Here is a 25,757-nt window from a genome sequence, read left to right as displayed (position 1 = left end):
CGCCTGATAGAGGTGTGAAGCATGATCCAGCTGGCGGCCCTTCTCGCCAGGCCGATTCTCGGCAAGCTGCCGCTTCCCGAAGCGGCGAAGGACAAGATGGCCAGCGTCAACCAGCTGCTGGCTGGCGGCTCGGGCGAAAGCTGGATTCCGCTTGCCCGCCAGCAGGCGACCTTGCCGGTCAAGACCCAGTTGCGGGGCGAATCCGCCTCGGTCGAGCGCGGCGAGCGCGATCACGACGGCAAACCATTGCGCTGGGTGCAGTTCGAGTGGCCGGCGCTGCAGGTCGATGATTGCACCTTTCACAAGGTGTGCTGGCGCTTCTACCAAAATGGCCTGATCTGCCTCGAACTCGTCGCCAGCAAGGATGCGGCGGGGCTGGACGTGCGCGATCTGGTCGGCCACGGCATCGAGCTTCGCGACCGCAACGGTTTCCTGATCGGCATCTGGTCGGCGGCTTTCGCGATCCACAAGGGAACCGACCGTGCGGTGTTTCACGCAGCGGCAGCGGACGACTTCCAGCCGCTCAGGCTGCATTTCGACGAAACAGCCGAAATTCAGGGCGGCATCGCATTCAGGATCTGAGGTGAGAATACCTGCCGAAAAACATAGAAGGAAAGATCGGATCGGAAGTCGAAAGATAAGTTAGGGGATGTATCATCTGTTACTGAGCTGGCGAGGTAGAAGTCTCGCATCGATTTTTTATGAGCAAATTTTATAGTTAAATACTTATCTATTATTTGTTGACCACCTTGCGGCTATGCTGTTTAGATGATTTTGGGGGAGGGGCCACTTTTCACGCGCGTTGTATGAGCGTGTAGCTGGAGCAACCGATCATGGCGGAATACGACAGCAGTTTCTACACCGTAGGCACCTACGACCCTGGCACTGGCATCTTCACCCCCACCGCTGATAGCGAAGAAGCTGACCACCACGCTAGCGACAACGAGGGCAGCGGCCAGCCGGGCGAAACTACCTTTGAGACCGGGGACAATATGACTATCACCGGCGGCCCACTCTCAGGGGGCGGCCAGTATGTGGGCTTCTCCGGCGACGGCTTCCTCGTCCAGCAGGGCAGCGACTACTATTTTTTCTCCAACACGGGATACACCTCAGGCGAACCACTGGATATCGATACCGATGATCCCTTCCCCGTTTGCTTCGCTGCGGGAACGCTGATCGCGGCGCCGGATGGGGATCACGCGGTCGAGACGCTTTCCATCGGCGATCTTGTCATGACGGCGGACGGGCGTTCAGTGCCGGTGAAATGGATCGGCCGGCAGACGCTGTCGACGGTATTCGGCATGCCTGACGGACGGCGGCCCGTCTGCGTGTCCGCCGGGGCGCTGGGTAACGACCTGCCTGTCCGCGATCTGCGTGTTACCGCAACGCACGCCCTGCTGATCGACGGCGTGCTGGTCCATGCCGGCGCGCTGGTGAACGGCACGACGATCCGGCGCATTCCGTCGAGCGAGCTCGGCGAGCGTTTCGTCGTCTACCATATCGAGACGGAGAACCACGAGATCGTGCTCGCCGAAGGCATGGCGGCTGAGACTTTCATCGACAACGTCTCGCGCGAACGCTTCGACAACTACGCCGAATACAAGGCGCTTTACGGGTCTGCGCCCGCGGCGATGGAGGAGTTGCAGCAACCCCGCGCCATGAGCTCCCGCCAGGTTCCGGCTTCGATCCGCAGCCGGATCGCGATGGCCGCGGCGGCGCTGCGACGCGCCGGGGAGCGTGCAGCCTGACCTCTCGGACCCATGCCGGCGTTCCGCGGCCTTCAGACCCGGATGCCGCGGACATCGCGAAACACCCGACCGACATAGGACGTCGGTTGAAGTGGGCGCGCGAACTCGCCGGGCTTGGCCGTCACCGGCAGGCGCAGGCTGTTTTGAAGGAAGGGCTGGCGCTCGTGCCGCACGCGCCGCGCCTGCTGGCCGAACTGTCGGGCCAACAGCGGAGACAAGGTCGGCTCCAGGCCGCGCAGAAGACCCTTCAGGTCCTTGCAAAGCACCATCCCGACGATCCCCGCCTGCCGCAGCTTCGCGCAGCCCAGGCCATCGCGACCGGTGATGTCGCAGAGGCGGAGCGAATTTACGCCACCGGCGTCGCTGCGCGACCCGGGGACGAACAGCTGCGCCTGCGTTGGGTTCGCTGCCTGGTGCGGCTCGACCGCCAGATCGAGGCACAAACCGTGCTGTCGGAGGGCCTTGCATTGGAGCCGGCGTCCGCCGACTTGCTGGCTGAACGAACGTTGCTGTATTGCCGGATGAGGCAGGCCGAGGCGGCACAAGCAAGACTGCAGACGCTGGAAAGGCAGGCTTCTGATCATCCGCTGCTGCCCAGGCTGCGGCGGATGGCGAAGAAGCTTGGCGGCGATGCCCCCACGTCAGAGCGGACCTATGCCGCTGCTGTCGAAGCCCGCCCGCGGAACATTGCGGCGCGCCTGCGCCTGGTGCGCCACCTGAGAGGGCTTGGCCGCTATGACGAGGCGTTGTCGGTTTTGTCGGATGGGCTTGCGCAAACCCCGGATTCGGCCGAGCTGCTGGCGCAGCAGACCTTCCTGCTCGGCAAGACCGGGCCACTCGACGCGGCGCAGGCCAGCCTTCGGCTGCTGGCGGAACACCATCCCGATCATCCGCAGATATCGCAGTTCCGCGGCACCCAGGCCGAGGCTGCCGGCGACCTGGACGAAGCGCAGCGCATCTTTGCCGCCGATGCGGCGGCGCACCCGCACGATGCGGCGCGGCGCGTCCGCTGGACAAACAGCCTGCGAAAATCGGGGCGCATCGAGGACGCGCTCGAAATACTCGCCGGGCAGGCGCAGCCGACCACGGCCGAGCGCAAGCTGCGGATCGAATGCCTGCTGGAAGCGGGCCAATGGGAGGAGGTCCCAAGACTCCTCGACTGTTGGCCGGACGCGGGCAGGCCCGAAGACTGGCTGGTCAAGATGCGGCTTCGAATGCGCTTGGCAATCCTGAGATTCGAGCACGGCACTGCCTTGGAGCACGCAAAGGCGATGCTTGCCGTCGCCCCGGACAATGCCAGCGCCGGCATCGGCTTTACTCGGGCGGCAGCGGCCGCCTTCCAGCCCGAGCTTGCCTGGAAGGCGCTGGTGCACATCCCCCGGAAATCGCCCAACGGAGGGCCGCCGCGCCGGGGCGCCGGCGCGCTGCGCAGCCTTATCGGCCAGATCGTGAACGATCTCCGGCTGCGGCCGCAGGAGACGGCGCAACTCTCGGCCGCGGCCGAGCTCGGCACGCAAGCATTGATCGAAACCGCTGGCGCTTTACTGCGCTCGGGTCCCGGCAATTTCGCGGCGGCGCTCGGTGTGCTTATAGGACTGGCCCGCGCCGGAGTGTTCACGCCGCCCTCTGAAGGGTTGCAAGCCAACTGCCGCATACCAAAAATACTGCACCAGTTCTGGGACACGGACACGCCGCCCAAGGACGTGGACCTGCTGATGGAGCGGGCGAAGGCCGTGAACGGCGACCTGTCCTATCGGCGCTGGAACGACGCCGCCGTGCGACGCTTCCTGTCGGCGTTCGGCCGTCCCGAGCCGCTGCGGGCTTACAAGCTGGCGCGTCATCCCGCCATGAAGGCGGACCTGTTCCGGCTGGCCGTGCTTTATGCCGAGGGAGGCGTCTATCTCGACGCGGACGACTATTGCGCCGCGCCGTTGAGCACCCTGCTTTCTCCGGATGTCACGTTCTGCTGCTACCAGGACGAATTCTGCTCCATCGGCAACAATTTCCTGGCAGCGACACCGCGCCATCCGCTCATCGGTGCGGCGTTGCGCGAGGCGGCGCAATCGGTGATCGAAGGCGCCACCGAGTCGCTATGGCTGGTCACCGGGCCGGGTCTGATGTCGCGCGTCGTCGCCAATTCGATCGCCTGGACGCCGGATCTGCGCCCTTCACCCGGCCTGACGGTCCTGCCGCTCCGAATTTTCCACGGCGTCGTCCATCCGCACCGGCGGGTTTCCTACAAGGCAGATGCACGGCATTGGATACGGGCCGCCTGACATTGTCACGTCCGATGCCGTTCGATTGACACCAGCTTCCCAAGCTGAACGCGCGGTTTCGATTCCCGCTACCCGCTCGAGAGGCCTGCCTGTACGGACCCGCGCGCGGCCTCAACCGGAATCCGACAGCTCGATCCAGGCGGGTGCGTGGTCGCTCGCTCCATCCAGGCCGCGGGTCTCGCGGTCGACGCCGCCGGCGACCAGCCGGCCGGCGAGGTTCGGCGAGAGCAGCAGGTGGTCGAGGCGCAGGCCGGCGTCGCGCGGCCAGCGGTTCCGCTTGTAGTCCCAGAAGGAATAGATGCGTTCGTCCGGGTGCAGCGTCCGGATGGCGTCCGTCCAGCTTCGCCCGACCAGCCGGCGGAAGGCGGCGCGGCTTTCCGGCTGGACCAGCGCGTCGTCGTCCCAGGAGCGCGTCGGATAGATGTCGAGTTCGGTCGGCGCGACGTTGTAGTCGCCGGCCAGCACCACCGGCGCGCCGGTCCTGCGCAGCGCCGTCGCGTGCCGCGCGAGCCGCTCCAGCCAGGCAAGCTTGTAGTCGAACTTCGGGCCGGGCTGCGGATTGCCATTTGGCGCGTAGATGCTGGCGATCAGGATGCCGCCGACGGCCGCCTCGATGTAGCGGCTCTGGCGGTCGTCGGGGTCGCCCGGCAGCTCGGCCCGGGTCAGGACCGGCATCGCGCCGTGCGCCAGGATGGCGACGCCGTTCCAGGTCCGCTGCCCCGCCCAGACCGCCTCATAGCCGGCCGAGCGGATCGCAGCGGCGGGAAAGTCCGCGTCGGCGGCCTTCAGTTCCTGCAGGCAGACGACATCCGGCTTCCGCGCCGCCAGCCAGCCGAGGAGATTGGCAAGGCGGCGATTGACGTTGTTGACGTTGTAGGTGGCGATCAGCATGGGCGAGGCAACGGCCGCCCCGCCTACGCTTCGTCGTCCTGCGGCACCGGGCTGAGGCCGAGCCAGGTCGGGCTGCGGCCCGACGCCAGCAGCGCCAGGTCGGTCTCGCCGACATCGTACTGTTCGCCGCGCACCGAAACGCGGGAGACCGTCGGACGGTCGGTGGAATAGACTTCGCGGACGATGCGGATGTTGCGCCGCTGCAGCATCTCGCGCACCGCCTGGCGCTTGCGGACCTGCTCCGAGACGGCGGCCTGAACGGAAGAGGGAAGGCCGGCCGGCGGCCTAGGCAGGGAGCTTTTACGCTTGTCCATGACGCAACTCCGAACTGCCTGGATCAACGCACAGTTGGCTTCCCGCCGCAAGCCGGAATCGTCCGCGTCGTCTCAGCCGGCGGCGATCCGCTCCGCCCAGGCCCAGGCCATCTGCGCCATGGTGTTGAGGTGATCGGCGGCCGAATAGCCCGAAACCGACTTGCGCGGCTTCAGGTCGTGGTCGCCGTCGTCGAGCCACAGAATCTGGATCACCTCGGACAGCGCGTAGCCCGATACCTCCTCGCGTGTGCCGAACTCGTCGCGCGTGCCCTGGCAGATCAGGGTCGGCGTGCGCAGCGTTTCGAGATGCTTGGTGCGCAGCTGCGTGGGCTTGGCCGGCGGGTGGAACGGATAACCCAGGCAGAGCAGCCCGGCGATCCGGCCGGCGCCATGGAGATCGTCCGCCACCATGCTGGCGACGCGGCCGCCCATCGACTTGCCGCCGATGACGAGCTGGCCGTTCTTTCCCAGCGCCTCGACCGCGGCCAGATATTCGGGCTGCAGGGTTTCGGCTCGCGGCGGCGGCTTGCGGCCGTCGCCGCTGCGGCGCGCCGCCATGTAGCCGAACTCGAAGCGGGCGACGCGAAACCCGGCTGCGGCGAGCGCCCTGGCCGCGGCGGTCATCGACGCCGAATCCATCGGCGCGCCTGCGCCGTGCCCGAGCAGGATAGTCGTCGGCGCGGAGTCCGGTCCGTCGAAGAGAAACGATGTCATCTCAGCTCGCGTTCTTCTGCGCCAGGTCGACGAACTGGATGCCGCGCGCCGCGATGCGTCCCCATTCCGAGTGGGGATCGAGCTCGAGGTAGCGCAGCCACCAGCGGCGTGCTTCGGCGAGGTTGCCGGCCTCGTATTCCAGGCTCGCCAGGTTGTAGACCGCATCGGCATAACCCGCGTCGAGGGCGATCGCCTTGCTCAGGCTGCGGCGGGCCGCGTCGGTCCTGCCCTGTTCGGCGTCGATCGCCGCGAGGTTGAACCACGCCTCGACGAATTTCGGGTCGCGCTTGATCGCGCCCATATAGGCCTGCCCGGCCTCGGCGAGCCGGCCGAGATGGCGCAGACAGTTGCCGCGGTTGAAATGCACCACGGCGTTGCCGGGCCTGTGCGCCAGATACTCCCGATAGATCGCGGCGGCCTGCTCGTGCCGTTCCTGCGCCTCCGCCTCGTCGGCCAGGGCGCGCAGCGCCTCCAGCTCGACGTCGTCGGTGGCGAGCGGCAGCATCACCTGCCCGTCAAGCTCGCTGACGCCTCCCTGCGCGTGCTGCGCATAGATGGCGTCGCTGCGCTCCGCATGCAGCGCCAGCGACGCAAGCGCGCCGACGGAGGGCGAGCGGCGGATCGACCTGACGATGGTGCTCCACGACGTGCCGACCAGCAGCATGACGTATTTCTTGGCCAGGATCAGGTCGCGGAAGGTGAAGGGCTCGACGTCGCGCTCGAACGCGTCGAAAAGCGCCAGGAGATCGAAAATGGCCGGCGGCAGCCCGGCCTGCTCGATCAGCACCTGCCGGGCCACCGTCGCCGGCGCCGGCTGCGCCAGGCCCAGCAGGCGCAGGAAGCCGTTCTCGCTCAGGAGCTGCCGTCCGGCGCTCCTCTCCCGCTCGACGGCGGCCTCGATGCGCGACTCGTCCCAGCTCTCGATCAGCCGGTGGCCGAACACGACATGCGTGGTGCCGCGGGTGACGCTGCCCCGCAGCACGCCGCCCTGGCGCTCGACCTCGCGCCGGACGGCCCGCCGGGGGAAGGACGCGAGCGCCCCGATCAGGCAGATGGTGTTGCCGGCGAGCGCACTCACTTCCTGCCCTTGGCCGATGCCTTTCCGCCGCCGGACGCCGCGACCTTGAGGGCAGGCTTGGCCGGCGGCTCCGCCTTGGTCTTGCTCTTCGCCGGCGGCTTGCTCTGCGACAGGCTGGCCTTCAGCGCATCCATCAGGTTGACGACGTTGCCGCGCTCGGGTGCGGCGGCGATGATCGGCTTGTGACCCTTGAGCTTCTCGCGGATCATCATCATCAGCGCGATCTCGTAGCGGTCCTCGTAATTCTGCGGATCGAAGGTCGTCGCCTTCTGCTGGATGAGCGCCTCGGCGAGCTGCAGCATCTCCGGGTCGGGCTTGCCGACCGGGATGTTGCCGAAATATTCGGACGTGCCGCGGACCTCGTTGGGATTCCTCAGCGTGCAGACGAACATGCCGGTGTCGCGCGCGCCGATGGTGACGACGCGCTCGCGGCTGGAGAGCACCAGGCGGGCGATGGCGAGCTTGTTGGTCCGGCGCAGCGCCTCGCGCAAGACGATGAAGGTCTCCTCCGCCATGGCGCCGTCCGGGGCGAGATAGTAGGGCGCGTCCTGGTAGATGACGTCCACGGAATCCTGGTCGACGAAGGCTTCGATGTTCATCGTGTGGTTGGATTCGATCCTGACGCTCTCGAGGTCGGAATCCTCGATGATGATGTATTTCTTGTCCTCGTACTCATAGCCCTTGACCAGATCGGAGCGCTCGATCAGACCGAGCTCCGGGTCCACCGGCTTCATGTTGATGCGGTTATGGGTCTTCTTGTGGAGCTGGTTGAAGCTGATGCGTTCGCTCGAGCTGGTGGCCGGATAGAGCCGGACCGGACAGCTCACCAGGCTCAGCTTCAGGTAGCCCTTCCAACTTGCCCTTGGCGCCATGTTTGTCTCCTACGCGACGACGCGACTATCTCTTGACCTGCAACGGAGGCGGCAATTCTCGGGCAAAGTCGTTAATGTCCGCCCAAGGATCGCCCGTCGTCTCCAGAAGGCCCGGCACGGAAGAGTAGTTCAAATCCTCGGGAGCGTCGATGGACTCGAGATCGCTCCAGCTCAGCGGCGTCGATACCGGCATGTGCGCGCGGCCGCGCAGCGAATAGGGGGCGACCGCGGTGGCGCCCCGCGCATTGCGGTGGAAGTCGATGAAGATGCGCTTCCGGCGGTTCTCCTTGCCCATCACCGTCGTGAAGACCGTCGGCGCCGTGGCCGCGATCCCCGCCGAGATTTCGCTGGCCGCCTGGTGGAACTGCTTCCAGCCGAGCTTCCTGGTCGTCGGCACGACGACGTGGATGCCCTTGCCCCCCGAAGTCTTGACGAAAGGCTCCAGGCCGAGGCCCTGCAACGCGCCGCGCACATGCACGGCCGCCTCGACCACTTCGCGCCAGGCGATGCCTTCGCCCGGATCGAGATCGAAGACGACCCGGTCCGGCCGGTCGAGATTCTTGCGCAGCGTGCCCCAGCTGTGGAACTCGACGACGCCGAACTGCGCCAGGGCAAGGTACCCCTTGACGTCCTCGACCGAGATGTAGCCCTTGGTCTCGCCTTCGGAATTCTTAGTGTCGAATGACGCGATGGTCGGCGGCATGCCGGTGAAGGGGTGGCGCTGGAAGAAGCAGTCCTGCGGCCTGCCGGTCGGGCAGCGGAACAGCGAGACCGGCCGGCCGAGCAGGTGCGGCAGCATGAAGTCGCCCATGGCGGCGTAGTAGACGGCGATGTCCAGCTTGGTCGGCCCCGATCTGCCGAACAGGCGGCGGGTCGGATTGGTCACCCAGATGGTGGCGAGGTCGGCGTCCGAGATCAACCGCTTGCATGCCGGCGCCGAGGCGGCCGAGGTGAGCTCGACCTCGCGCAGTCCCTTGAACACCGAATGGCGCAGCAGATTGTCGGTCGTCCTGGCGCCGTAATGGATGCGCGCCGACAGCACCGGCCGCACCCAGATAATGTCGCGCGGCGCGCCGTCGAGCGGCTCGGCGCCGCTTCGCAGCGGCTCCAGCCGGGCCAGCAGCGCCTCCAGGGTCGCCGTGTCGAAGCCGGTGCCGACCTTGCCCCGGTACTGGAGTTCGCCGTCGACCCACTCGGCCAGCGCCAGCGAAGCCAGGCCTTCGGCGGCCTGGGAGACCGTGTAGCCGGCGATCACGAAGTCGTCGGCCTGCAACGCCTTGGCCTTCAGCCAGGTCTTCGACCGGTCGGACTGGTAGGGTGCGTCGGCGCGTTTGGAGACGATGCCCTCCAGCCCCATCTCCGAGGCACGCTCATACAGCGCCCGGCCGTCGCCCTCGACGTGATCACTGACCTGGATCGCCGAATTCGCCGTGACGCTGCCGGCGAGGAACTGGCTGAGCAGCGCCTTGCGCTGGATCAGCGGCACGTTCCTGAGGTCCCATCCGTCGAGATGGAGGAGATCGAAGGCGTAGAAGGTCAGTTTTCCGGCCGCGCCAGTGGAGAGCGCGTCCTGCAAGGCCGAAAGCCGCGGGATGCCCTTGTCGTCGGTCGCGACGATCTCGCCGTCGAGGATCGCCTCGCGGCACGGCAATTTCGCCAGGGCGGCCGGCAGGTCGGCATAACGCTTCGTCCAGTCGAGGCCGCCGCGGGTGACGAGCCGCACCGCGCCGCCGGCGATGTGGGCAGCCGTGCGGTAGCCGTCGAATTTTATCTCATGCAGCCAGCCGTCGCCGTCCGGCGGCGCCGGCGTCGGGGAGGCGAGTTGCGGGGGGATGCGCTCGGGCGCCGGACCCGCCACGGCGCCTTCGATCCTGCCCGGAGCGAGCCTGGCCGGGCGGGGGGCGGGGTTCTTCGGCTTTGCGACCAGCTCCTCGATCCGGCGACCGGACCTGGCGCTTTCGGGACGGCTCGCCAGGATGTCGACGGTCGTGTCGGCGAAAGGATCGCGCTCCTTGAACAGGATCCAGTTCCTATCCTCCTCGCCCGGCCTGGGCTTCATGCGGGCCAGCATCCAGCCGCCCTTCAGCTTCTCGCCGAACAGGCGGAACTTGAAGGCGCCCTTGCGCAGCGATTCTTCGGCGTCCTCCATCGGCGCCCACACGCCGGTGTCCCACACGATCATCGGCCCGCCGCCATACTCGCCCTCCGGGATCACCCCCTCGAAATCGATGTATTCGAGCGGATGGTCTTCCGTCTCGACCGCCAGGCGCTTGTCGGCCGGGTCGAGCGACGGCCCCTTGGGAACCGCCCAGCTCTTCAGCACGCCGTCGAGCTCCAGCCGCAGGTCGTAATGATTGGCGGTGGCGTGATGCTGGTGGACGACGAAGCGGTTGCCCGGGCCGCCCGACGAACCGCCCGCCGGCTCGCCGGTCCTGGCGAAGTTGCGCTTCTGCCGATAGGTCTGGAGTTTCCCGCGCGCCATCGGCGCAAGCTAAGCAGGTTTGGCCGGCTTCGCCAACAGATGAGACGGTGCTCGTCGCCCTGGCGCTTCAAGCGATTGCATCTGGTACCTGCCGACAGCACTCGTCGTCGCCACGCCGCGAAAAATCCGCAGGGCGTCGGTCCTCCGCTGGTCGGGTCCGCCAGCCTGGCCCCGTCAGGACGTATCGGGCGGCTCCAGTGCCCACTGGGCAAGGCCGTGCACGACGTCCAGAACCTCGTGCACCTCATGAACGGGCTTTTTTCGCCGCCAGCCCGGCGGGCGGCCGGGCTTCAGCGGCGAGAAGCGGCCGAACCGGCGCAGGCAGCCGGATTCCCGCTCGCGCGCGAGGGCGGCGTCGCGGCGTGCCCGCCAGCGGGCGAAGCGCCTTGCCTGGCCGGGCAGGTCGTCGAGCGCCGCAGCCAGCGCCCATAGCCGCGCGTCCAGCCGTGACGCGTCGATGGGATCGTTGGGCGACCAGGCGGGGATGCGGAACGGCTCGCTGTAGCCGGGACAGGAGATGCGCGGCACGCCCCTGGGCGCCCGCCGCCGGCGGCGGTTCCAGGGTTTCAGCGGGTCGAGCAGCGGCAGGGTCGCGCGCCGGGCGCGGGTTTTCGGCCGCGCCGGCATGCGGACGGGGCCGGCTCCGGGCCGGAATTTCGGCTGCGGTTTCTGCCGGGGCGGCGGCAAGATCACCACGAGGCCGCGCGCGGCCACGACGATGAGCCGCCGCACCGCCGCTTCGGCCGGGCGCAGGAGCCGGAGTATGGCGCGGTGGAGGCGGCGGGGAAGGGTAAGTGCCGGGTCAAGTGCCGGCGTAAGGGCCGGGGACAGTTTACTTTTTTCGGCCCGCGAAAACCTTGAAGCGGCTGTGCCCTTCTGCCGAAAGAAAGTAAACTGTCCCCTGAGTTCCTCGAGTTCCAGGCCGGCCATGGCGACGAGCATGGCGAGGATGCGCTTCAGCGCCTCGCGATTCTTCTCGATTGCCGCATCCCAGTCCACCGCCGCCTCCTTTCCAGCACAGGCGGGGGATTGTCGCTCCGAACGGGAGGAGGGGGATAAATTCGAGGAAAACAATCCTGACAGGTGCTGACAGGGCCCCGCCATGCGCAGAGTATCGCGCATGACAAACGGCGGCTTTCCGTCGTCTCCTACCCCCACCCCTAACCCCTCCCCTCAAGGGGGAGGGGGACCCGGCTTGCGTCTCCGCCAGCCGCCATCGTCGATGATTTCGCTCGGCACAACGGCCGCAAAGTCCCCCTCCCCCTTGAGGGGAGGGGTCAGGGGTGGGGGTATTCTTCATGCGATCGCCCCGTGGCGAGCTTGCCTGTTCCTTCCCACGACGCGCGCCGCCGCCTTTCTGCGCAGCGCCGGAGATCGGCGCTTGACGCGGCAGCCGCCGCTCGCCACATCTGCGGCGCTCCGACACCGTCGAGGATTGTATGAACGCGCTGAAGTCCCTGATCGAATCCCGCCGCTTCGAGCTCGCCATCACGGCGCTGATCCTGCTCAACGCCGTGACGCTCGGGCTGGAGACGTGGCCGGCGGCGGTGGAGCGGTTCGGCGGGCTGCTGGCGGCCATCGACCGGGTGATCCTGGCGATCTTCGTCGCGGAGCTGGCGGCGCGCGCCATCGTCTACCGCGCCGGCTTCTTCCGCGACCCCTGGCGCATCTTCGACCTGTTCGTCGTCGGCATCGCGCTCCTGCCGGCGACCGGCGGCCTGTCGGTGCTGCGGGCGCTGCGCATCCTGCGCGTGCTCAGGCTGATCAGCATCGTGCCGTCGCTCAGGCGCGTGGTCACCGGCTTCATCGCCGCGCTGCCCGGCATGGGCTCGATCGTGCTTTTGCTCGGCCTGGTCTTCTACGTCTTCGCGGTGATGGCGACGAAACTCTACGGCCCGCAATTCCCGCAGCTGTTCGGCGACGTCGGCGAATCGCTGTTCACGCTGTTCCAGGTGATGACGCTGGAAGGATGGTCGGACGGCGTGGTGCGGCCGGTGATGGAGATCCATCCCTATGCCTGGCTGTTCTTCATCCCCTTCATCGTCGCCACCTCCTTCACCGTGCTCAACCTGTTCATCGGCGTCATCGTCTCGGCCATGGAGGCCGAGCACGAGGCGGTGGAAACCGCCGAGCGCCAGGCGCTGCAGGACGACCAGGAGAGCATTCTTGCCGAGCTCAAGGCGTTGCGCGCGGAACTGCGGGAGTTGCGGACGGTATACGAACAAGGACGATAGCGGCGTTAGGTCTGCAGGGAGGGAATCGTGCAGCGCTGCCCAGCGATCTTCGGGTCGACCTTAGGCATGTTACTGTTTGCGGCCCTCGACGCGTCGGAGGCCGCGCAATGCAGCAAGGTTTCCTATCAAGCGAGCAAATCGCAGCTCAGCCGATATCTATCGGGCCAGGGCTATTCGAAACCGCAGATTCAATTCCTGATGAGAAACGCCCATGGGCAAGTGCGTGTTCTTCAGTCCGGCCGCCTGAACGCGCAAGCCAAGGAATGCGGGATCGACTCCGCCCGCGCTCATGTTCTTGGATGTACCCGAAGCATGATGCCAGGGCTTCTTAAAGGATCAAACGATCTCGACGCGCAGAAGAATCACGTTCTTTGGGGCAGGTCGAAATTCACGGTACGCGAACTGTTGTTCATCGGCGGCTTTTATAACTGCCTCGGCGCGGCCAAGGAGGCGATGTTCCGCTAGGCGCCGGGGACAGTTCACTTTCTTTCGGCAGAAAGCCGCCGCAGTTCCGAAGTCGCGCGGGCCGAAAAAAGTAAACTGTCCCCTGCACCTTCAGCGAAAATGCTTCGACAGCTTCAGGCCCTGCGCCTGATAGTTGGAGCCGAGGTCGGTGCCGTAGAGCGTCTTCGGCCGCGACAGCATGTGCTCGTAGACCAGCCGGCCGACCACCTGGCCGTGCTCGAGGATGAAGGGCACCTCGTGGCTGCGCACCTCCAGCACGGCGCGGCTGCCGGTGCCGCCGGCCGCCGAATGGCCGAAGCCGGGGTCGAAGAAGCCGGCATAGTGGACGCGGAACTCGCCGACCAGCGGGTCGAACGGCGTCATCTCGGCGGCGTAGGACGGCGGCACGTGCACGGCCTCGCGGCTGACCAGGATGTAGAACTCGTCGGGGTCGAGCACCAGCTCGCCCGGCTCGCCGCGGCGGTAGAGCGGCTCCCAGAAGTCGAACACGTCGTGGGCGGCGCGCTTGTCGACGTCGACGATGCCGGTGTGGTGCTTGCCGCGATAACCGACCAGGCCATCGGCATCGCCCATCAGGTCGATGGAAAGCGCGATGCCGCTGCCGGAGATGTTCGGCTCCTCGGAGGCGACCAGGGTCTCGGTGTCGTGCAGCATCTGCAGCGAGAACTCGCCGATCACCGCATTGCCCTTGCGGAAGCGGATCTGCGACAGGCGCGAGCCGGTGCGCACGACGATCGGGAAGGTGCGCGGGCTGACCTCCAGCCACAGCGGCCCGGCATAGCCGGTGGCGATCTTGTCGAACTCCTGGCCGAAATCGGTCATCACCCGGGTGAAGATGTCGAGGCGACCGGTCGAGCTCTTCGGGTTGGCCGAGGCGGCGACGTCGGCGGGCAGCTTCAGGCTCTCCAGCAGCGGCACGATGTAGACGCAGCCGGTCTCCAGGACCGCCCCGTTGCTGAGGTCGATCTCGTGCAGCTTCAGCCGGGCGAGCTTGTCGGCCACGCGATGCTCGCGCCCCGGCAGGAAGCTGGCGCGCACGCGGTAGGCTTTTTCGCCGAGGCGCAGGTCGAGGCTGGCCGGCTGGATCTGGTCGGCGTCGAGCGGCCGGGCGGCGGCCAGAGCGCCGCCCTGGAACAAGGCTGCGATCTGGTGATCGGCTAATATTCCCTCTTCGCGCACGGCCGGCTCCGGTTGGACATCCTGCTTTAGCCAACCGCATGATTGACGCAAGCGTGTGGCGGGTTTATGGGGAGGTTTATCCCGTGGTGATTTGGCCGGTCGGCTTGCAGCCACGTTAAACAAGTCGCTAAAGGACCGTCGGGCCGCCAAGGCCATATGGACCGGTTGCGACGTCGCGGCCGGTTTTTTTGTTTTTTGGGGAACGCCCATGACGCATGACGCTGAACGCGACTGGAAGCCGGCGACGAGCCTCGTCCACGGGGGCACGCTGCGCTCCGACCACGGCGAGACGTCGGAGGCGATCTTTCTCACCCAGGGTTATGTTTACGAAAGCGCGGAAGCCGCCGAAGCCCGCTTCAAGGGCGAGACGCCGGGCTTCATCTATTCGCGCTACGCCAATCCCACAGTCGACATGTTCGAAAAGCGCATGTGCGCGCTGGAAGGCGCCGAGGACGCCCGCGCCACCTCGTCGGGCATGGCCGCCGTCACCTCGGCGATCCTGTGCGGTCTTCGCGCCGGCGACCACATCGTGGCGGCGCGCGCGCTGTTCGGCTCGTGCCGCTGGGTGGTGGAGACGCTGGCGCCGCGCTACGGCATCGAGGCGACGCTGGTCGACGGCACGGACATCGCCAACTGGCACAAGGCGGTGCGGCCGAACACAAAGCTGTTCTTCCTGGAAAGCCCGACCAATCCGACGCTGGAGGTGATCGACATCGCCGCGGTGGCGAAGCTCGCCAACGAGATCGGCGCGCGACTGGTGGTCGACAACGTGTTCGCCACGCCGCTGCAGCAGAAGCCGCTGCAGCTCGGCGCGCATGTCGTCGTCTATTCCGCCACCAAGCACATAGACGGGCAGGGCCGCTGCCTCGGCGGCGTCATCCTCTCCGACAAGAAGTGGATCGACGAGAACCTTCACGACTATTTCCGCCATACAGGCCCCAGCCTGTCGCCGTTCAACGCCTGGACGCTGTTGAAGGGGCTGGAGACGCTGCCGCTCAGGGTGCGCCAGCAGACCGAGAGCGCCGCAAAGATCGCCGACTTCCTGGCGGAGCGCCCGGAAATCGCCCGGGTCATCTATCCCGGTCGCGCCGACCATCCGCAGGCCGACGTGGTGAAGCGGCAGATGAGCGGCGGCTCCACTTTGATCTGCATCGAGCTGAAGGGCGGCAAGAAGGCGGCCTTCGCCTTCCAGAACGCGCTGAAGATCGTGCTGATCTCCAACAATCTCGGCGACGCCAAGAGCCTGATCACCCACCCGGCGACGACCACGCACAAGAACCTCACCGACGAGGCGCGGGCCGAGCTCGGCATCGGCCCCGGCACGGTCAGGCTGTCGGTCGGGCTGGAGGACGCCGGCGACCTTGTGACCGACATCGAGCGGGCGCTGAAGGCGGCATAGGCCTCCCAGACCCAAAGGACGGGTTGACCTCGCCGTCTTCAAGGTTGATCCTGACGGCGTTATGGAGCGCATCATGTACCGGACCATGACGCACGACATCGAAGTGAGCGTCGAGCCCTTCTACCTGGCCGACCGCTCCGACCCCGAGGCGGGCCGCTACGTCTGGGGTTACCGCGTCACCATCGACAACCAGTCGGACGAGCACGTAAAGCTCCTGTCGCGCTACTGGCACATCACCGACGGGACCGGCCGCGTCGAGGAAGTGCGCGGGCCGGGCGTGGTCGGCGAGCAGCCGGAACTCGATCCGGGCGACAGCTACCAGTACATGTCGGGCTGCCCGCTCTCGACGCCGTCCGGCATCATGGTCGGGCGCTACACCATGCGCAACGCGCGCGGCGACACGTTCGACATCGCCATCCCCGCCTTCTCGCTCGACCTGCCGGATGGCAGGCGCACGGTGAATTGAGGAATAAGCGCCGGGGACAGTTTACTTTTTTCGGCCCGCGCGACTTCTGAACCGCTGCGGCTTTCTGCCGAAAGAAAGTAAACTGTCCCCTGAGCCAAGCCTGCGAACGCGTCAGGGTTTCTGACGCTCGAACACGCCGAGTTCGAAGGCACTGCGTTGACGTCCCGCGAAGGCTTGCGCTTCGAGGAAAGCCGCGCCGGCGCCGGGTGGTGTCACCCCTTCAGCCTGGTGTTGCAGAGGCTGTAGTAGCCGCCGCCCTTCTGCACCCATTTCAGACCGCCGAGCGTGTCGTTGGTCTTGTTCGCGTAGTATGCGTCGAGGCAGGTACGCATCCGTGCCTTTGCCGGCGTCTCGCCAGCATATTTTGCCGGGACGCCGCGCGGGAAGGTCACGCCGCGCGGGGCCGCGAAGTTGACCGGGGCCGGCTCCGCCGCGCCGTCGGTGCTGAGCGCTACCGGATCGGATCCGGGGCCGCATTCGGCCTTGCGGAAATCGTTCCATTTCAACCCCGTCACGCCGGCTTCCTGCGCGCCCTTGTACTTGGTGCTGCACTCGGTCATCGTCAGGCCCTTGGCCTCTTGCATGGCGGCGGCAGCGGCGGGCTTTACGCTGGAAGTCTTCAGCTTGTTCTCGACTGGCGGAGCGATTGCCGCCTCGTCGTCCGACCCGCATTGGGACTTGCGGAAATCGTTCCATTTCACGTCGCCGAGCGTACCAGCTTCCTTTGCGGCGTTGTACTTGGCGCTGCATTCCTGCATCGTCAGCGCATTGGCAGGGGCGGCGAGGAACGCGGCGGCCGCGGCGAGGCCGGCCAGGGCGGCGAGACGGGCAACAGGCATCGAAGTGCTCCGTTGATGAGAAGCACAAACGATATCAAAGGTTTGCGCCAGCGAAAGCGCTCACTCGCGTCAAGCTTAACGGTGATTGAGCGGGTAAATTACACTTCTCGTCAAATACCGGACACGCCAAGCCGTCCGGCCTGGGCGGCAATGCCGCACTCGCTCGTCCTGAACCTCACCGGCACCAACGCAGCCTTCGAGAAGCTGCGCGAGTGCCAGGCCGCCCAGGCGTAAGCGGGCGATACGCCCCGGACGGCCTGGTGGGCCTTCACGCCTCCGCCGAAGAAAACTCCGACGGCTGGAACGCGTAGGCCTTCGAGCAGAACTCGCAGTTGACGCGGATCACGCCGTCCTCGACGGACTCCTCGATCTCCTCGGCGGTGAAGCCGGCGAGGATGCCGCGGATGCGCTCTTCCGAGCAGGAGCAGCGGTCCTCGACCGCCGTGCCCTCGAAGACGCGCACGCCATGCTCGTTGAAGAGCCGGTAGAGCAGCCGCTCGGAGCCGACCTTCGGGTCGAGCAGTTCCTCGTGCTCGACGGTGGCGACCAGCGCCAGCAGCTCCTGCCAGGAGGCGTCCGCGACTTCCTGCGGCGAGGCGAGCGGATCGCCGTCGCCGCCGGGCAGGTCCGGCGCGTGCCTGCGCTCGGCCGACTTCGGCAGAAACTGCGCCAGCAGCCCGCCGGCCCGCCAATGCTCGCGGCTGCCGCCCTCGCCGGGCAGCACCAGCTTGCCGACCGACAGCTTCACGTCGGTCGGGATCTGCTCGGACTGGCGGAAGTAGGCCTTCGCCGCCTCCTGCAGGCCGGTGCCGTCGAGGGCCACGATGCCCTGGTAGCGCTGCGTGTGGTCGCCCTGGTCGATGGTGAGCGCCAGCACGCCGGCACCCAGCAGCTTTTCCGGCGCATCCTCGCCGGCGGCGATCGCCGCGGCCAGCCGTTCCTCGTCGAAACGCGCATAGGCGCGCAGCGACGACGGCGTCGCGAAGTCGGCGACGACCATGTCGACCGGCCCGTCGCTGCGCGTCTGCAGGATGAATTTTCCGTCGAATTTCAGCGACGTGCCGAGCAGCACGGTGACCAGGCAGGCCTCGGCGACCAGCCGCGCCACCGGCTCGGGATAGGCGTGGCGGGCAAGAATCCGGTCGAGCATGGCGCCGAGCTGGACGACGCGGCCGCGCACGTCGAGCGCCTCCACCTCGAAGGGCACCACGTCGTCGTCGCCGGCAAAGCCGATCTCGCCGAGCCTGCGCTGCTTGTCCGTCATCGCACCAAATCCCTTGGCCATGCGGTGCCGGTCATGGCCGCCGCAGGCATTGCGTTCACTTTCGGGGTGATGCCGCAGAGATAGGCGCGCCGGCGAGACCGTTCAAGCGCGCAGGCACCAGGCGAGCACCGCCTTCTGGGCGTGCAGCCGGTTCTCGGCCTCGTCGAACACCACCGAATGCGGCCCGTCGATCACCGCGTCGGTGACCTCCTCGCCGCGATGCGCCGGCAGGCAGTGCATGAACAGCGCGTCGGGCCTGGCCCGCTGCATCAGCCGCTCGTTGACCTGGTAGGGCAGGAACACGTTGTGGCCGCGGGCGCGGTGCTCCTGGCCCATCGACACCCAGCAGTCGGTGACGACGCAGTCGACGTCCTCCACCGCCTCCTCGGCCGAGCGGGTCAGGCGGATGTCGCCGCCATTGGCCTTGCTCCAGTCGACATATCGGTCCGCCGGTTCGCTGCCTTCCGGCACGGCGATGCGCAGGTTGAAGTCGAAGCGGGCCGAGGCCTCCAGCAGCGAATGCAGCACGTTGTTGCCGTCGCCGACCCAGGCGAAGGTCTTCCCGGCGACCGGGCCGCGATGCTCCTCGAAGGTCATGATATCGGCCATGAGCTGGCAGGGATGGGTATCGTCGGTCAGCCCGTTGATCACCGGCACGGTGGCGTTCTCGGTCAGCTCCAGCAGCCGCTCGTGCTGGGTGGTGCGGATCATGATGGCGTCGACATAGCGCGACAGCACTTTTGCGGTGTCGGCGATGGTCTCGCTGCGGCCGAGCTGCATCTCGGTGCCGGTCAGCATGATGGTCTCGCCGCCGAGCTGGCGCATGCCGACGTCGAAGGAGACGCGGGTGCGCGTCGACGGCTTGTCGAAGATCATGGCGAGCACCTTGCCTTCCAGCGGGCGCGAGCGGCGGCCGGCCTTGATCTCGGCCTTGCGGGCGCCGGCGTCGGTCAGCATGGAGCGCAGCTCCGCCGCCGGGACGGCCGACAGGTCGGTGAAATGCCTGATGTCGCTGGTCATGGGCGCCGTCCCGTCACGCGGCGGCAGACGTGGACAGCCGGGCGGCGGCGGCGCGGATGCGGCCGAGCGCGTCGCGGATCTCCTCGTCGCCGACGATCAGCGGCGGCAGCAGGCGCACGACGTTGTCGCCCGCCGGGACGGTGAGCAGCTTCTCGTCGCGCAGCGCCGCCGACACCTTGGCGTTGGGCTGGCGGCACTTGATGCCGAGCAGCAGCCCGGCGCCGCGCACCTCCTCGATCACCTCGGGGAACTCGTCGGCAAGCCCGGCCAGGCCCTGCTTGAACAGCAGCGCCTTGCGTGCGACCTCGTCGAGGAAACCGTCCGCCAGCACCACGTCGAGCACGGCATTGCCGACCGCCATGGCGAGCGGATTGCCGCCGAAGGTGGTGCCGTGCACGCCGGGCGTCATGCCGGAGGCCGCGTCGTCGGTCGCCAGGCAGGCGCCCATCGGAAAACCGCCGCCGATGCCCTTGGCGATCGCCATCAGATCGGGCGCGACGCCGGCGCGCTCATAGGCGAACAGCTTGCCGGTCCGGCCGATGCCGCACTGCACCTCGTCGTAGACGAGCAGCAGGCCGTGCTGGTCGCACAGCTCGCGCAGGCGCTTCAGCATGGCCGTCGGCACCTCGCGCACCCCACCCTCACCCTGCACCGGCTCGATCAGGATCGCCGCCGTTTCGGGCCCGATCGCCTTCTCCAGGGCTTCCATGTCGCCGAACGGAACCTGATCGAAGCCGTCCACCTTGGGGCCGAAACCTTCCAGATATTTCGCCTGGCCGCCGGCGGCGATGGTCGCCAGCGTCCGGCCGTGGAAGGCGCCCTCGAAGGTGATGGTGCGGAAGCGCTCGGGATGGCCGGAGACATACTGGTAGCGGCGCGCCGTCTTGATGGCGCATTCCAGCGCCTCGGCGCCGGAATTGGTGAAGAACACCTTGTCGGCGAAGCTGTTGGCCACAAGCCGCTCGGCCAGCCGGCGCTGGCCCGGGATCTCGTATAGATTGGAGACGTGCCAGAGCTTCTGCGCCTGCTCGGTCAGCGCGCTTACCAAAGCGGGGTGGCTGTGGCCCAGCGAGTTGACGGCGATGCCGCCGGCGAAGTCGAGATATCGCTGTCCGCGCTCGTCGATCAGCCAGCATCCCTCGCCGCGCTCGAACGACAGGGGAGCGCGGGCGAAAGTCTCGAAAAGCGCCGATCCGCTCATGGGCATGCGTCCTCGAAGAAATCAAAAAAGCCGCCAAAACGGCGGCCTCGCCGAGCATATTGGAGTTTTCGGCCGTGAAGTCAACGGAAACGTCGGCCGCAGTGGAGTCGGCCGTTCCGCCAACTTGTCGGCAAGTTGGGGAAAACCCAATTTTCTGATTCGTGTTGCATGACGGACTCTTGTCACGGAGTCAGTCAATACGGTACTTAAAGACTACGAGATAACTAGATTTCGTGCGGCGGCCTACCCACACATATATATGTGGTGTCGACCCGGCGGTGGCCGGGGTGTTGACGGATTCGGACGCCCGCACGGGCGGCGCAGGAGCAAGACCATGATTTGGACGGACGAGCGTGTCGAGACCCTCCGAAAGCTATGGGCCGAGGGATTGAGCGCCAGCCAGATCGCAGCCCAGCTTGGCGGGGTCAGCCGCAACGCGGTGATCGGCAAGGTCCACCGCCTGAAGCTGTCGGGCCGCGGCCGCACGCAGACGGCCACCCCGCGGCAGAAGAAGCCCGCGCAGCCGACGGTCAAGGCGCCGCGCCCGGCCCCCGCGCCGCGGCCCGCTCCCTCCTCGTTCGGCGCCACCGCCCTGCAGACGCAGTTCGACGCCGAGCCGCTGGTGCGCGAGCGCGTCCGCAACGAGGAGAACGTCGTCGTTCCGATCTCGCGCAACCTGCAGCTCATCCAGCTCAACGAGCGGACCTGCAAATGGCCGATCGGCGATCCGCTGGCCGAAGGCTTCCACTTCTGCGGCAACGACTGCGCCGAGAACGGGCCCTATTGCCGCTACCACGCGCGCATCGCCTTCCAGCCGGCCTCGGAGCGGCGGCGGGTGCGGTAGGCATTCTCGCGGCGACGCCCTCAATCCCCCAGCGGCTCCATCTCCTTGCCGGCGCGGTGCAACTGGATCGTGTACTTGATGCGCCGCAGCGTCTCGCGCGCCGGGGCGTCGAGCTTGTAGCCGGCGGCCACCGCCATCAGGTCGACGATCGCCAGGAAGGCGTAGCGCGACGCCGTCGGCTTCAGCGTGTCCGGATATTCGGGGATCGATGCGGTCAGGCGGACGTCGCAGGCCCGCGCCAGCTCGGTGTCGGGCGCGGTCACGCCGATGGCGGAGGCGCGATAGTGCTTCGCCAGCTCGACCGCCTCGATGACCTCGCGCGTGCGCCCGGTCGCCGAGATGGCGATGACGAGGTCGCCCGGCTTCAGCGTCGAGGCGGTCATGCGCATGAGGTAGGGGTCGCTGTGGGCGCTGACGGTGACGCCGTAGCGGAACAGCCGGTACTGCGTCTCCTGCGCCAATGCGGAGGAACTGCCGCCGAGGCCGAACACCGCGACCTGGCGCGCCCTGGCGATCAGCTCGGCCGCCTTCTGCAGTTCGGCCGGGTCGAGCTGCCGCTCGACCTCGTGCAGCGCCCGCTGCGCCTCGCCGAACACGGCGCTCCAGAACGGCATGCCGTTGTCGCTGCCGGCGGTGGCCGGCGGCTTGGCGAGATAGAGCGAGCCGACCACCAGGCTCTGCGCCAGCTTCAGCTTGAAGTCGCGCACGCCGTCGCAGCCGATGGCGCGGCAGAAGCGGGTGACCGTCGGCTCGCTGACGCGCGCCCGCGCGGCCAGCGCCGCGTTGGAGGCGTCGACCGCGAACTGGACATCGTCGAGCACGACGTCCGCCACGCGACGCTCCGCCGGCCGAAGATCGGCGTAGGAATCTTTCACCTGCGAGATGATGTCGGGAATGCGCGGCGCGTGGCCGGCCGCGGCGTCGCTTGCGCTCCGCCGGACATCGCCTTGAGCTTCGGTCATCGGTGCGCCTCGTTCATTGCCGCGCGTGTCGCGCCGTTGCCGAGCCCTACCATGTCCGGCCGCGATCGTCGCGACGGCGGGAAGGGGAGGGGCAGCGTAGGGCGCTGTCGCGCAATCAGTATGTAGGAAAGTAACATGCTTTTCAAGAAACGGATAGATATGCAAAATCAAATAGATAATGGATATCGTGGGGCCTTGCGCGTCGCGGCAGCGGTTGGCGCCTTGACAGGGAAGTAGGATAGTTACACACTGATTTTCGCGGACGGACGATCCATGAGGTCGTCGCGCATTCTCCGAGGGGCGGATGAACACGGGCGATGCAAAGACCCCGAAGCTTGGCGTGCGGGAAGCGACCAAGATCTACCACACGGCGTCGGGCGACCTGCTGGCGCTGGACCGCTGCACCCTCCACGTCGCCGCCAACGAGATCGTCTCGGTCGTAGGCCCGTCCGGCTGCGGCAAGACCACGCTGCTGTGGTCGATGTCCGGCCTGCACGGCCTTTCGGACGGCGAGATCCTGCTCGACGGCAAGCCGGTCACCGGCCCGCATCCCGACATCGGTCTTGTCTTCCAGGAAGCCAATCTGCTGCCCTGGCGCAATCTCGACGCCAACATCAATTTTCCCTTCGAGATCAAGGGCGAGAAGCCGGACCGCGCCTGGATCGCGCACCTGCTCGACCGCGTCGGCCTCGACGGCTTCGGCGGAAAATTCCCGCGCGAGCTGTCCGGCGGCATGCAGCAGCGCGCCGCCATCGTGCGGGCGCTGTCGCTGAAGCCGTCGGTGCTCTTGATGGACGAGCCGTTCGGCGCGCTCGACAGCTTCACCCGCGACGAGATGAACCGGCTGGTCGAGGAGATCTGGCTGGACGCACCCACCACCATCGTCTTCATCACCCATTCGATCGAGGAGGCGATCTTCCTGTCCGACCGGGTGATCGTGCTGTCGCCGCGGCCGGGGCGGGTGGCGAAGGAGTATCCGGTGCCGTTCCCGCGGCCGCGCTCCATGGAGATCATGGCGACCAGAGAGGTCTTCGATCTCACCAACGCCATCAAGATGGACATCGTCGGCGGCCGCGCCGGCACCAAGGCGCGCCGGCCGGCCGAAACCGCGGCTTGAGGGATCCGAAACGTGAGCAGCGACGCCATTCCGGAGTTCCACAAGGCCAAGGCGGGCGACGGGCGGGACGTCAGCCTGACCAACCTTTCCGCCTTCTCCGGCGGGCCGGGCGTGAAGTCGGGCCGCGAGGTGGCGGCGATCGTCGTGGTGGCGGTGATCGTCATCGGCGGGCTGGAGTTCGCGCTGCGCTTCTTCGAGGTGCCGCAATACATCATGCCGCCGCCGAGCCTGATCGCCTGGGCGCTGTTCGACGAGTTCCCGCTGATCGCGCCGCATCTCGGCTACACGCTGGTGGAGCTGCTGTCCGGCTTCGCCATCGGCGCGGTCGTCGGCCTCATCCTTGCGGCGGTGGTGACCCAGTTCCCCTTCGCCGAAAAGATCGTCGCACCCTACATCCTGCTGCTCGTCACCACGCCGATGCTGGCGCTGGTGCCGCTGCTGATCCTGCGCTTCGGCTTCGGCTACACGCCGCGCATCATCGCGGTGGCGCTGGCCGCCGGGCCGATGGTGATGATCAACGCCGCCACCGGCTTCCGCCGCGTCGACAGCGCCAAGATCGCGCTCGCCCGCTCCTATGGCGCGAGCACGCTGCAGATCTTCTGGAAGATCAGGGCGCCGATGGCGCTGCCGATGATCCTGGTCGGGCTGATGATCGGCGCGATCTTCGGTCTGCTGACCGCCGTCGGCGCCGAGATGGTGGGCGGCGGCTTCGGTCTCGGCAACCGCCTCACCACCTATTCCTCGATGATCCAGATGCCGCAGTTCTTCGCCGTGGTGCTGATCCTCTCCATCCTCGGCATCCTGATCTACGTGCTGTTCTTCCTGATCGGGAAGAAATGGGCGAGCTGGGAGGCCTGACCGACAGGAGCCACCGGCGCGAAGAAGACAAGAACACGAGCGTCAACGACAATGGGAGAATGACATGACGAGACCTTTTGCCGGCGCGATGAGCCGCCGCTATTTCCTGCAGGTGACCGGCACCGGCCTGGTGACGGCGACCGCGCTCGGCACCTCCGGCCTGTTCGGCCGCGCCGAGGCGGCTCCCTACGAAAAATTCACCTGGATATCGCCGCGCGGCACGCTCGAGGTGCTCGACGACTATCCCTACTGGGCGGCCAAGAAGGCAGGCTATTTCGGCGACCTCGACACCGACATGCAGCCCGGCCCGTCGGACGGCACGGCGACGGTCAAGTTCGTCGACGTCGGCCAGGCCGACATGGGCTTTCCGTCGCCCGGCGTGTTCTCCTTCGCCCTCCAGAACGGCATGAAGCTCAAATCCGTGTTCCACATGGGCGCGCGCGACACCTTCTCGATCGCCTTCCGCAAGGGCGAGGGCATGACGGACCTCAGGGGCCTCGAGGGCAAGACGATGCTGCTCGGCTCGGCCGCCTGGCAGGCCATCACCGATCCGATGCTGGCCGCCCAGGGCGTCGACGTCAGCAAGGTGAAATATGTCGAGGCCGGCTGGCCGACCTGGGGCACGGCGCTGGCCGGCGGCCAGGGCGACGCGGCGCTGTCCTGGGAGGGCCTGCGCGCCGAATGGATCGCCACCGGCCTGAAATTCGACTACTGGCTGGGCGTGCAGAAATCCAAGCTACCGGCCAACACCTTCGTCGTGCGCGCCGCCGATCTGGAGGACCCGGATAGGAAGGCGTTCCTGGAAAAATACCTGCGCGGCTGGGCGATGGGTCTCGAATTCGGCCACCAGAACCCACGCGCGGCGGTCGAAGCCGTGTTCGAGCAGTTCCCGGCCTTTGCCAAGAACACGGGACCCGAACTCGGCACCACCTCGCTGCTCCAGCAGGACAACGTCTTCCGCGGCGACATGGACAAGCGCGAGGGCTGGGGCTCGCACGACATGGCGAGCTGGCAGAGCTTCTTCGACCTGACCCTGAAGCTCGGCCAGATCAAGGAGGCGGTGAAGGTCGAGGACGTCTGCACCAACGAGCTGATCAAGGGTGCCAACGACTTCGACCACGCCAAGGTCAAGGCCGACGCCGACGCCTACAAGCTGAGCGACGCGTTCGCGGCGATCGATGTCGAGAACGTGCGGGCGCATATGTTCGACGACGCGGTGTGATCGGAGCGCTGAAGCGGCACTGATGTCTGGCGGCTCGGTTGGTGCCTCTTCGCACCCCCCTCTGTCCTGCCGGACATCTCCCCCGCAAGGGGGGAGATTGGCCGGCCGCTTTGCTGGCGCCCATACTGCGGCACCGACGGTTGGCGAAATCGGAGGTGATAGCCGATCTCCCCCCTTGCGGGGGAGATGTCCGGCAGGACAGAGGGGGGTGGGAAGCGCCGACCTTCATGGAACTATAGCGCTATCGGGAGGGCACCATGCCTGACAAAGTCAAAATCCTCGTCGTCGGCCTCGGCAACATGGGGGCGTCGC

Annotated in this window: 24 protein-coding genes and 1 riboswitch; of the genes, 11 read left to right on the top strand and 13 right to left on the bottom strand. The window is 67.0% G+C overall.

Annotated elements, in window-relative coordinates:
- Positions 1–21 precede the first annotated feature (21 nt).
- The 3 genes from C7I84_RS23880 to C7I84_RS23865 all read left to right on the top strand — a co-directional run bounded on the left by C7I84_RS23880 (position 22) and on the right by C7I84_RS23865 (position 4,024).
- Positions 22–582, top strand: a complete 561-nt coding sequence (locus C7I84_RS23880) for a hypothetical protein (RefSeq protein WP_106774731.1) — start codon at positions 22–24, stop codon at positions 580–582.
- 251 nt (positions 583–833) lie between these two features.
- Entirely contained in the window at positions 834–1,748 is a 915-nt protein-coding gene (locus tag C7I84_RS23875) for a Hint domain-containing protein (RefSeq protein WP_106774730.1), read from the top strand.
- 86 nt (positions 1,749–1,834) lie between these two features.
- Complete coding sequence (locus tag C7I84_RS23865; protein ID WP_120785128.1) at positions 1,835–4,024, top strand: tetratricopeptide repeat protein; 2,190 nt, start codon at positions 1,835–1,837, stop codon at positions 4,022–4,024.
- 111 nt (positions 4,025–4,135) lie between these two features.
- Here C7I84_RS23865 and C7I84_RS23860 read toward each other — a convergent pair whose 3' ends face one another.
- From C7I84_RS23860 to C7I84_RS23830, 7 genes are all read right to left on the bottom strand, one after another.
- The gene (locus C7I84_RS23860) at positions 4,136–4,915 is read right to left on the bottom strand and encodes an exodeoxyribonuclease III (protein ID WP_106774727.1); all 780 of its coding nucleotides are present in this window, start codon (positions 4,913–4,915) and stop codon (positions 4,136–4,138) included.
- A 23-nt stretch (positions 4,916–4,938) separates the two neighbouring features.
- On the bottom strand, positions 4,939–5,229 hold the full coding sequence (locus C7I84_RS23855; protein ID WP_106774726.1) for a hypothetical protein: 291 nt from the start codon (positions 5,227–5,229) through the stop codon (positions 4,939–4,941).
- 72 nt (positions 5,230–5,301) lie between these two features.
- Entirely contained in the window at positions 5,302–5,943 is a 642-nt protein-coding gene (locus C7I84_RS23850; RefSeq protein ID WP_106774725.1) for an alpha/beta hydrolase family protein, read from the bottom strand.
- A 1-nt stretch (position 5,944) separates the two neighbouring features.
- Positions 5,945–7,021: a tetratricopeptide repeat protein gene (locus tag C7I84_RS23845; RefSeq protein WP_106774724.1), complete on the bottom strand. Its 1,077-nt coding sequence runs from the start codon at positions 7,019–7,021 to the stop codon at positions 5,945–5,947.
- A complete protein-coding gene (gene ku / locus C7I84_RS23840; protein WP_106774723.1) occupies positions 7,018–7,893 on the bottom strand; it encodes a non-homologous end joining protein Ku in 876 nt (291 codons plus the stop codon). Before ku ends, C7I84_RS23845 begins: the two co-directional genes overlap by 4 nt.
- A gap of 25 nt (positions 7,894–7,918) precedes the next feature.
- Entirely contained in the window at positions 7,919–10,375 is a 2,457-nt protein-coding gene (gene ligD, locus C7I84_RS23835) for a DNA ligase D (RefSeq protein WP_106774722.1), read from the bottom strand.
- Between the two features lie 174 nt (positions 10,376–10,549).
- Complete coding sequence (locus C7I84_RS23830; protein WP_106774721.1) at positions 10,550–11,374, bottom strand: hypothetical protein; 825 nt, start codon at positions 11,372–11,374, stop codon at positions 10,550–10,552.
- 440 nt (positions 11,375–11,814) lie between these two features.
- Between C7I84_RS23830 and C7I84_RS23825 the strand changes: the two genes are divergently transcribed.
- Complete coding sequence (locus C7I84_RS23825; protein WP_106774720.1) at positions 11,815–12,609, top strand: ion transporter; 795 nt, start codon at positions 11,815–11,817, stop codon at positions 12,607–12,609.
- A gap of 27 nt (positions 12,610–12,636) precedes the next feature.
- A complete protein-coding gene (locus C7I84_RS23820) occupies positions 12,637–13,074 on the top strand; it encodes a hypothetical protein (protein WP_106774719.1) in 438 nt (145 codons plus the stop codon).
- A 90-nt stretch (positions 13,075–13,164) separates the two neighbouring features.
- Here C7I84_RS23820 and C7I84_RS23815 read toward each other — a convergent pair whose 3' ends face one another.
- On the bottom strand, positions 13,165–14,253 hold the full coding sequence (locus tag C7I84_RS23815) for a 2'-deoxycytidine 5'-triphosphate deaminase (protein WP_106774718.1): 1,089 nt from the start codon (positions 14,251–14,253) through the stop codon (positions 13,165–13,167).
- A 73-nt stretch (positions 14,254–14,326) separates the two neighbouring features.
- Positions 14,327–14,404: riboswitch (SAM riboswitch) on the top strand.
- A 57-nt stretch (positions 14,405–14,461) separates the two neighbouring features.
- Here C7I84_RS23815 and C7I84_RS23810 point away from each other — a divergent pair.
- Positions 14,462–15,652: an O-succinylhomoserine sulfhydrylase gene (locus C7I84_RS23810; RefSeq protein ID WP_106774717.1), complete on the top strand. Its 1,191-nt coding sequence runs from the start codon at positions 14,462–14,464 to the stop codon at positions 15,650–15,652.
- 73 nt (positions 15,653–15,725) lie between these two features.
- Positions 15,726–16,118: a Co2+/Mg2+ efflux protein ApaG gene (apaG, locus tag C7I84_RS23805; RefSeq protein ID WP_106774716.1), complete on the top strand. Its 393-nt coding sequence runs from the start codon at positions 15,726–15,728 to the stop codon at positions 16,116–16,118.
- 212 nt (positions 16,119–16,330) lie between these two features.
- Here apaG and C7I84_RS23800 read toward each other — a convergent pair whose 3' ends face one another.
- The 4 genes from C7I84_RS23800 to C7I84_RS23785 form a co-directional block, all read right to left on the bottom strand.
- The gene (locus C7I84_RS23800; protein WP_106774715.1) at positions 16,331–16,957 is read right to left on the bottom strand and encodes an antifreeze protein; all 627 of its coding nucleotides are present in this window, start codon (positions 16,955–16,957) and stop codon (positions 16,331–16,333) included.
- Positions 16,958–17,225: 268 nt separating this feature from the next.
- Positions 17,226–18,221, bottom strand: coding sequence for an Hsp33 family molecular chaperone (locus C7I84_RS23795; protein WP_106774769.1), 996 nt, complete (start codon positions 18,219–18,221; stop codon positions 17,226–17,228).
- 102 nt (positions 18,222–18,323) lie between these two features.
- Positions 18,324–19,241 (bottom strand): ornithine carbamoyltransferase, encoded by a 918-nt coding sequence (gene argF / locus C7I84_RS23790; RefSeq protein ID WP_106774714.1) that lies wholly within the window; start codon positions 19,239–19,241, stop codon positions 18,324–18,326.
- A 13-nt stretch (positions 19,242–19,254) separates the two neighbouring features.
- Positions 19,255–20,442, bottom strand: coding sequence for an aspartate aminotransferase family protein (locus C7I84_RS23785; protein WP_106774713.1), 1,188 nt, complete (start codon positions 20,440–20,442; stop codon positions 19,255–19,257).
- A 334-nt stretch (positions 20,443–20,776) separates the two neighbouring features.
- Between C7I84_RS23785 and C7I84_RS23780 the strand changes: the two genes are divergently transcribed.
- Entirely contained in the window at positions 20,777–21,286 is a 510-nt protein-coding gene (locus tag C7I84_RS23780; RefSeq protein ID WP_106774712.1) for a GcrA family cell cycle regulator, read from the top strand.
- Positions 21,287–21,306: 20 nt separating this feature from the next.
- On the opposite strand, the gene C7I84_RS23775 is transcribed toward C7I84_RS23780, so the two are convergent.
- Entirely contained in the window at positions 21,307–22,248 is a 942-nt protein-coding gene (locus C7I84_RS23775; RefSeq protein ID WP_106774711.1) for a MurR/RpiR family transcriptional regulator, read from the bottom strand.
- Between the two features lie 304 nt (positions 22,249–22,552).
- Here C7I84_RS23775 and C7I84_RS23770 point away from each other — a divergent pair, with 304 nt between their 5' ends.
- The 3 genes from C7I84_RS23770 to C7I84_RS23760 all read left to right on the top strand — a co-directional run bounded on the left by C7I84_RS23770 (position 22,553) and on the right by C7I84_RS23760 (position 25,445).
- Positions 22,553–23,365, top strand: a complete 813-nt coding sequence (locus C7I84_RS23770) for an ABC transporter ATP-binding protein (protein WP_106774710.1) — start codon at positions 22,553–22,555, stop codon at positions 23,363–23,365.
- Positions 23,366–23,377: 12 nt separating this feature from the next.
- A complete protein-coding gene (locus C7I84_RS23765; RefSeq protein WP_106774709.1) occupies positions 23,378–24,223 on the top strand; it encodes an ABC transporter permease in 846 nt (281 codons plus the stop codon).
- 64 nt (positions 24,224–24,287) lie between these two features.
- Positions 24,288–25,445 (top strand): ABC transporter substrate-binding protein, encoded by a 1,158-nt coding sequence (locus C7I84_RS23760; RefSeq protein ID WP_106774708.1) that lies wholly within the window; start codon positions 24,288–24,290, stop codon positions 25,443–25,445.
- The last annotated feature ends 312 nt before the right edge of the window (positions 25,446–25,757 follow it).

Source organism: Kumtagia ephedrae, assembly GCF_003012745.1.
Taxonomy (GTDB): domain Bacteria; phylum Pseudomonadota; class Alphaproteobacteria; order Rhizobiales; family Rhizobiaceae; genus Kumtagia; species Kumtagia ephedrae.
Note: the sequence above shows the minus strand (reverse complement) of the source record. Positions and strands in the feature narration are given on the sequence as shown.

Bases quoted from the DNA above. Each gene is read 5' to 3' on its own strand.
- C7I84_RS23875 (WP_106774730.1), top strand. From the start codon at position 834: ATGGCGGAATACGACAGCAGTTTCTACACCGTAGGCACCTACGACCCT.
- apaG (WP_106774716.1), top strand. From the start codon at position 15,726: ATGTACCGGACCATGACGCACGACATCGAAGTGAGCGTCGAGCCCTTC.
- C7I84_RS23800 (WP_106774715.1), bottom strand. From the start codon at position 16,957: ATGCCTGTTGCCCGTCTCGCCGCCCTGGCCGGCCTCGCCGCGGCCGCC.
- C7I84_RS23880 (WP_106774731.1), top strand. From the start codon at position 22: ATGATCCAGCTGGCGGCCCTTCTCGCCAGGCCGATTCTCGGCAAGCTG.
- C7I84_RS23825 (WP_106774720.1), top strand. From the start codon at position 11,815: ATGAACGCGCTGAAGTCCCTGATCGAATCCCGCCGCTTCGAGCTCGCC.
- C7I84_RS23860 (WP_106774727.1), bottom strand. From the start codon at position 4,915: ATGCTGATCGCCACCTACAACGTCAACAACGTCAATCGCCGCCTTGCC.
- ligD (WP_106774722.1), bottom strand. From the start codon at position 10,375: ATGGCGCGCGGGAAACTCCAGACCTATCGGCAGAAGCGCAACTTCGCC.
- C7I84_RS23760 (WP_106774708.1), top strand. From the start codon at position 24,288: ATGACGAGACCTTTTGCCGGCGCGATGAGCCGCCGCTATTTCCTGCAG.
- C7I84_RS23785 (WP_106774713.1), bottom strand. From the start codon at position 20,442: ATGAGCGGATCGGCGCTTTTCGAGACTTTCGCCCGCGCTCCCCTGTCG.
- C7I84_RS23850 (WP_106774725.1), bottom strand. From the start codon at position 5,943: ATGACATCGTTTCTCTTCGACGGACCGGACTCCGCGCCGACGACTATC.
- C7I84_RS23795 (WP_106774769.1), bottom strand. From the start codon at position 18,221: ATGACGGACAAGCAGCGCAGGCTCGGCGAGATCGGCTTTGCCGGCGAC.
- C7I84_RS23780 (WP_106774712.1), top strand. From the start codon at position 20,777: ATGATTTGGACGGACGAGCGTGTCGAGACCCTCCGAAAGCTATGGGCC.
- C7I84_RS23810 (WP_106774717.1), top strand. From the start codon at position 14,462: ATGACGCATGACGCTGAACGCGACTGGAAGCCGGCGACGAGCCTCGTC.
- C7I84_RS23855 (WP_106774726.1), bottom strand. From the start codon at position 5,229: ATGGACAAGCGTAAAAGCTCCCTGCCTAGGCCGCCGGCCGGCCTTCCC.
- argF (WP_106774714.1), bottom strand. From the start codon at position 19,241: ATGACCAGCGACATCAGGCATTTCACCGACCTGTCGGCCGTCCCGGCG.
- C7I84_RS23775 (WP_106774711.1), bottom strand. From the start codon at position 22,248: ATGACCGAAGCTCAAGGCGATGTCCGGCGGAGCGCAAGCGACGCCGCG.
- C7I84_RS23770 (WP_106774710.1), top strand. From the start codon at position 22,553: ATGAACACGGGCGATGCAAAGACCCCGAAGCTTGGCGTGCGGGAAGCG.
- ku (WP_106774723.1), bottom strand. From the start codon at position 7,893: ATGGCGCCAAGGGCAAGTTGGAAGGGCTACCTGAAGCTGAGCCTGGTG.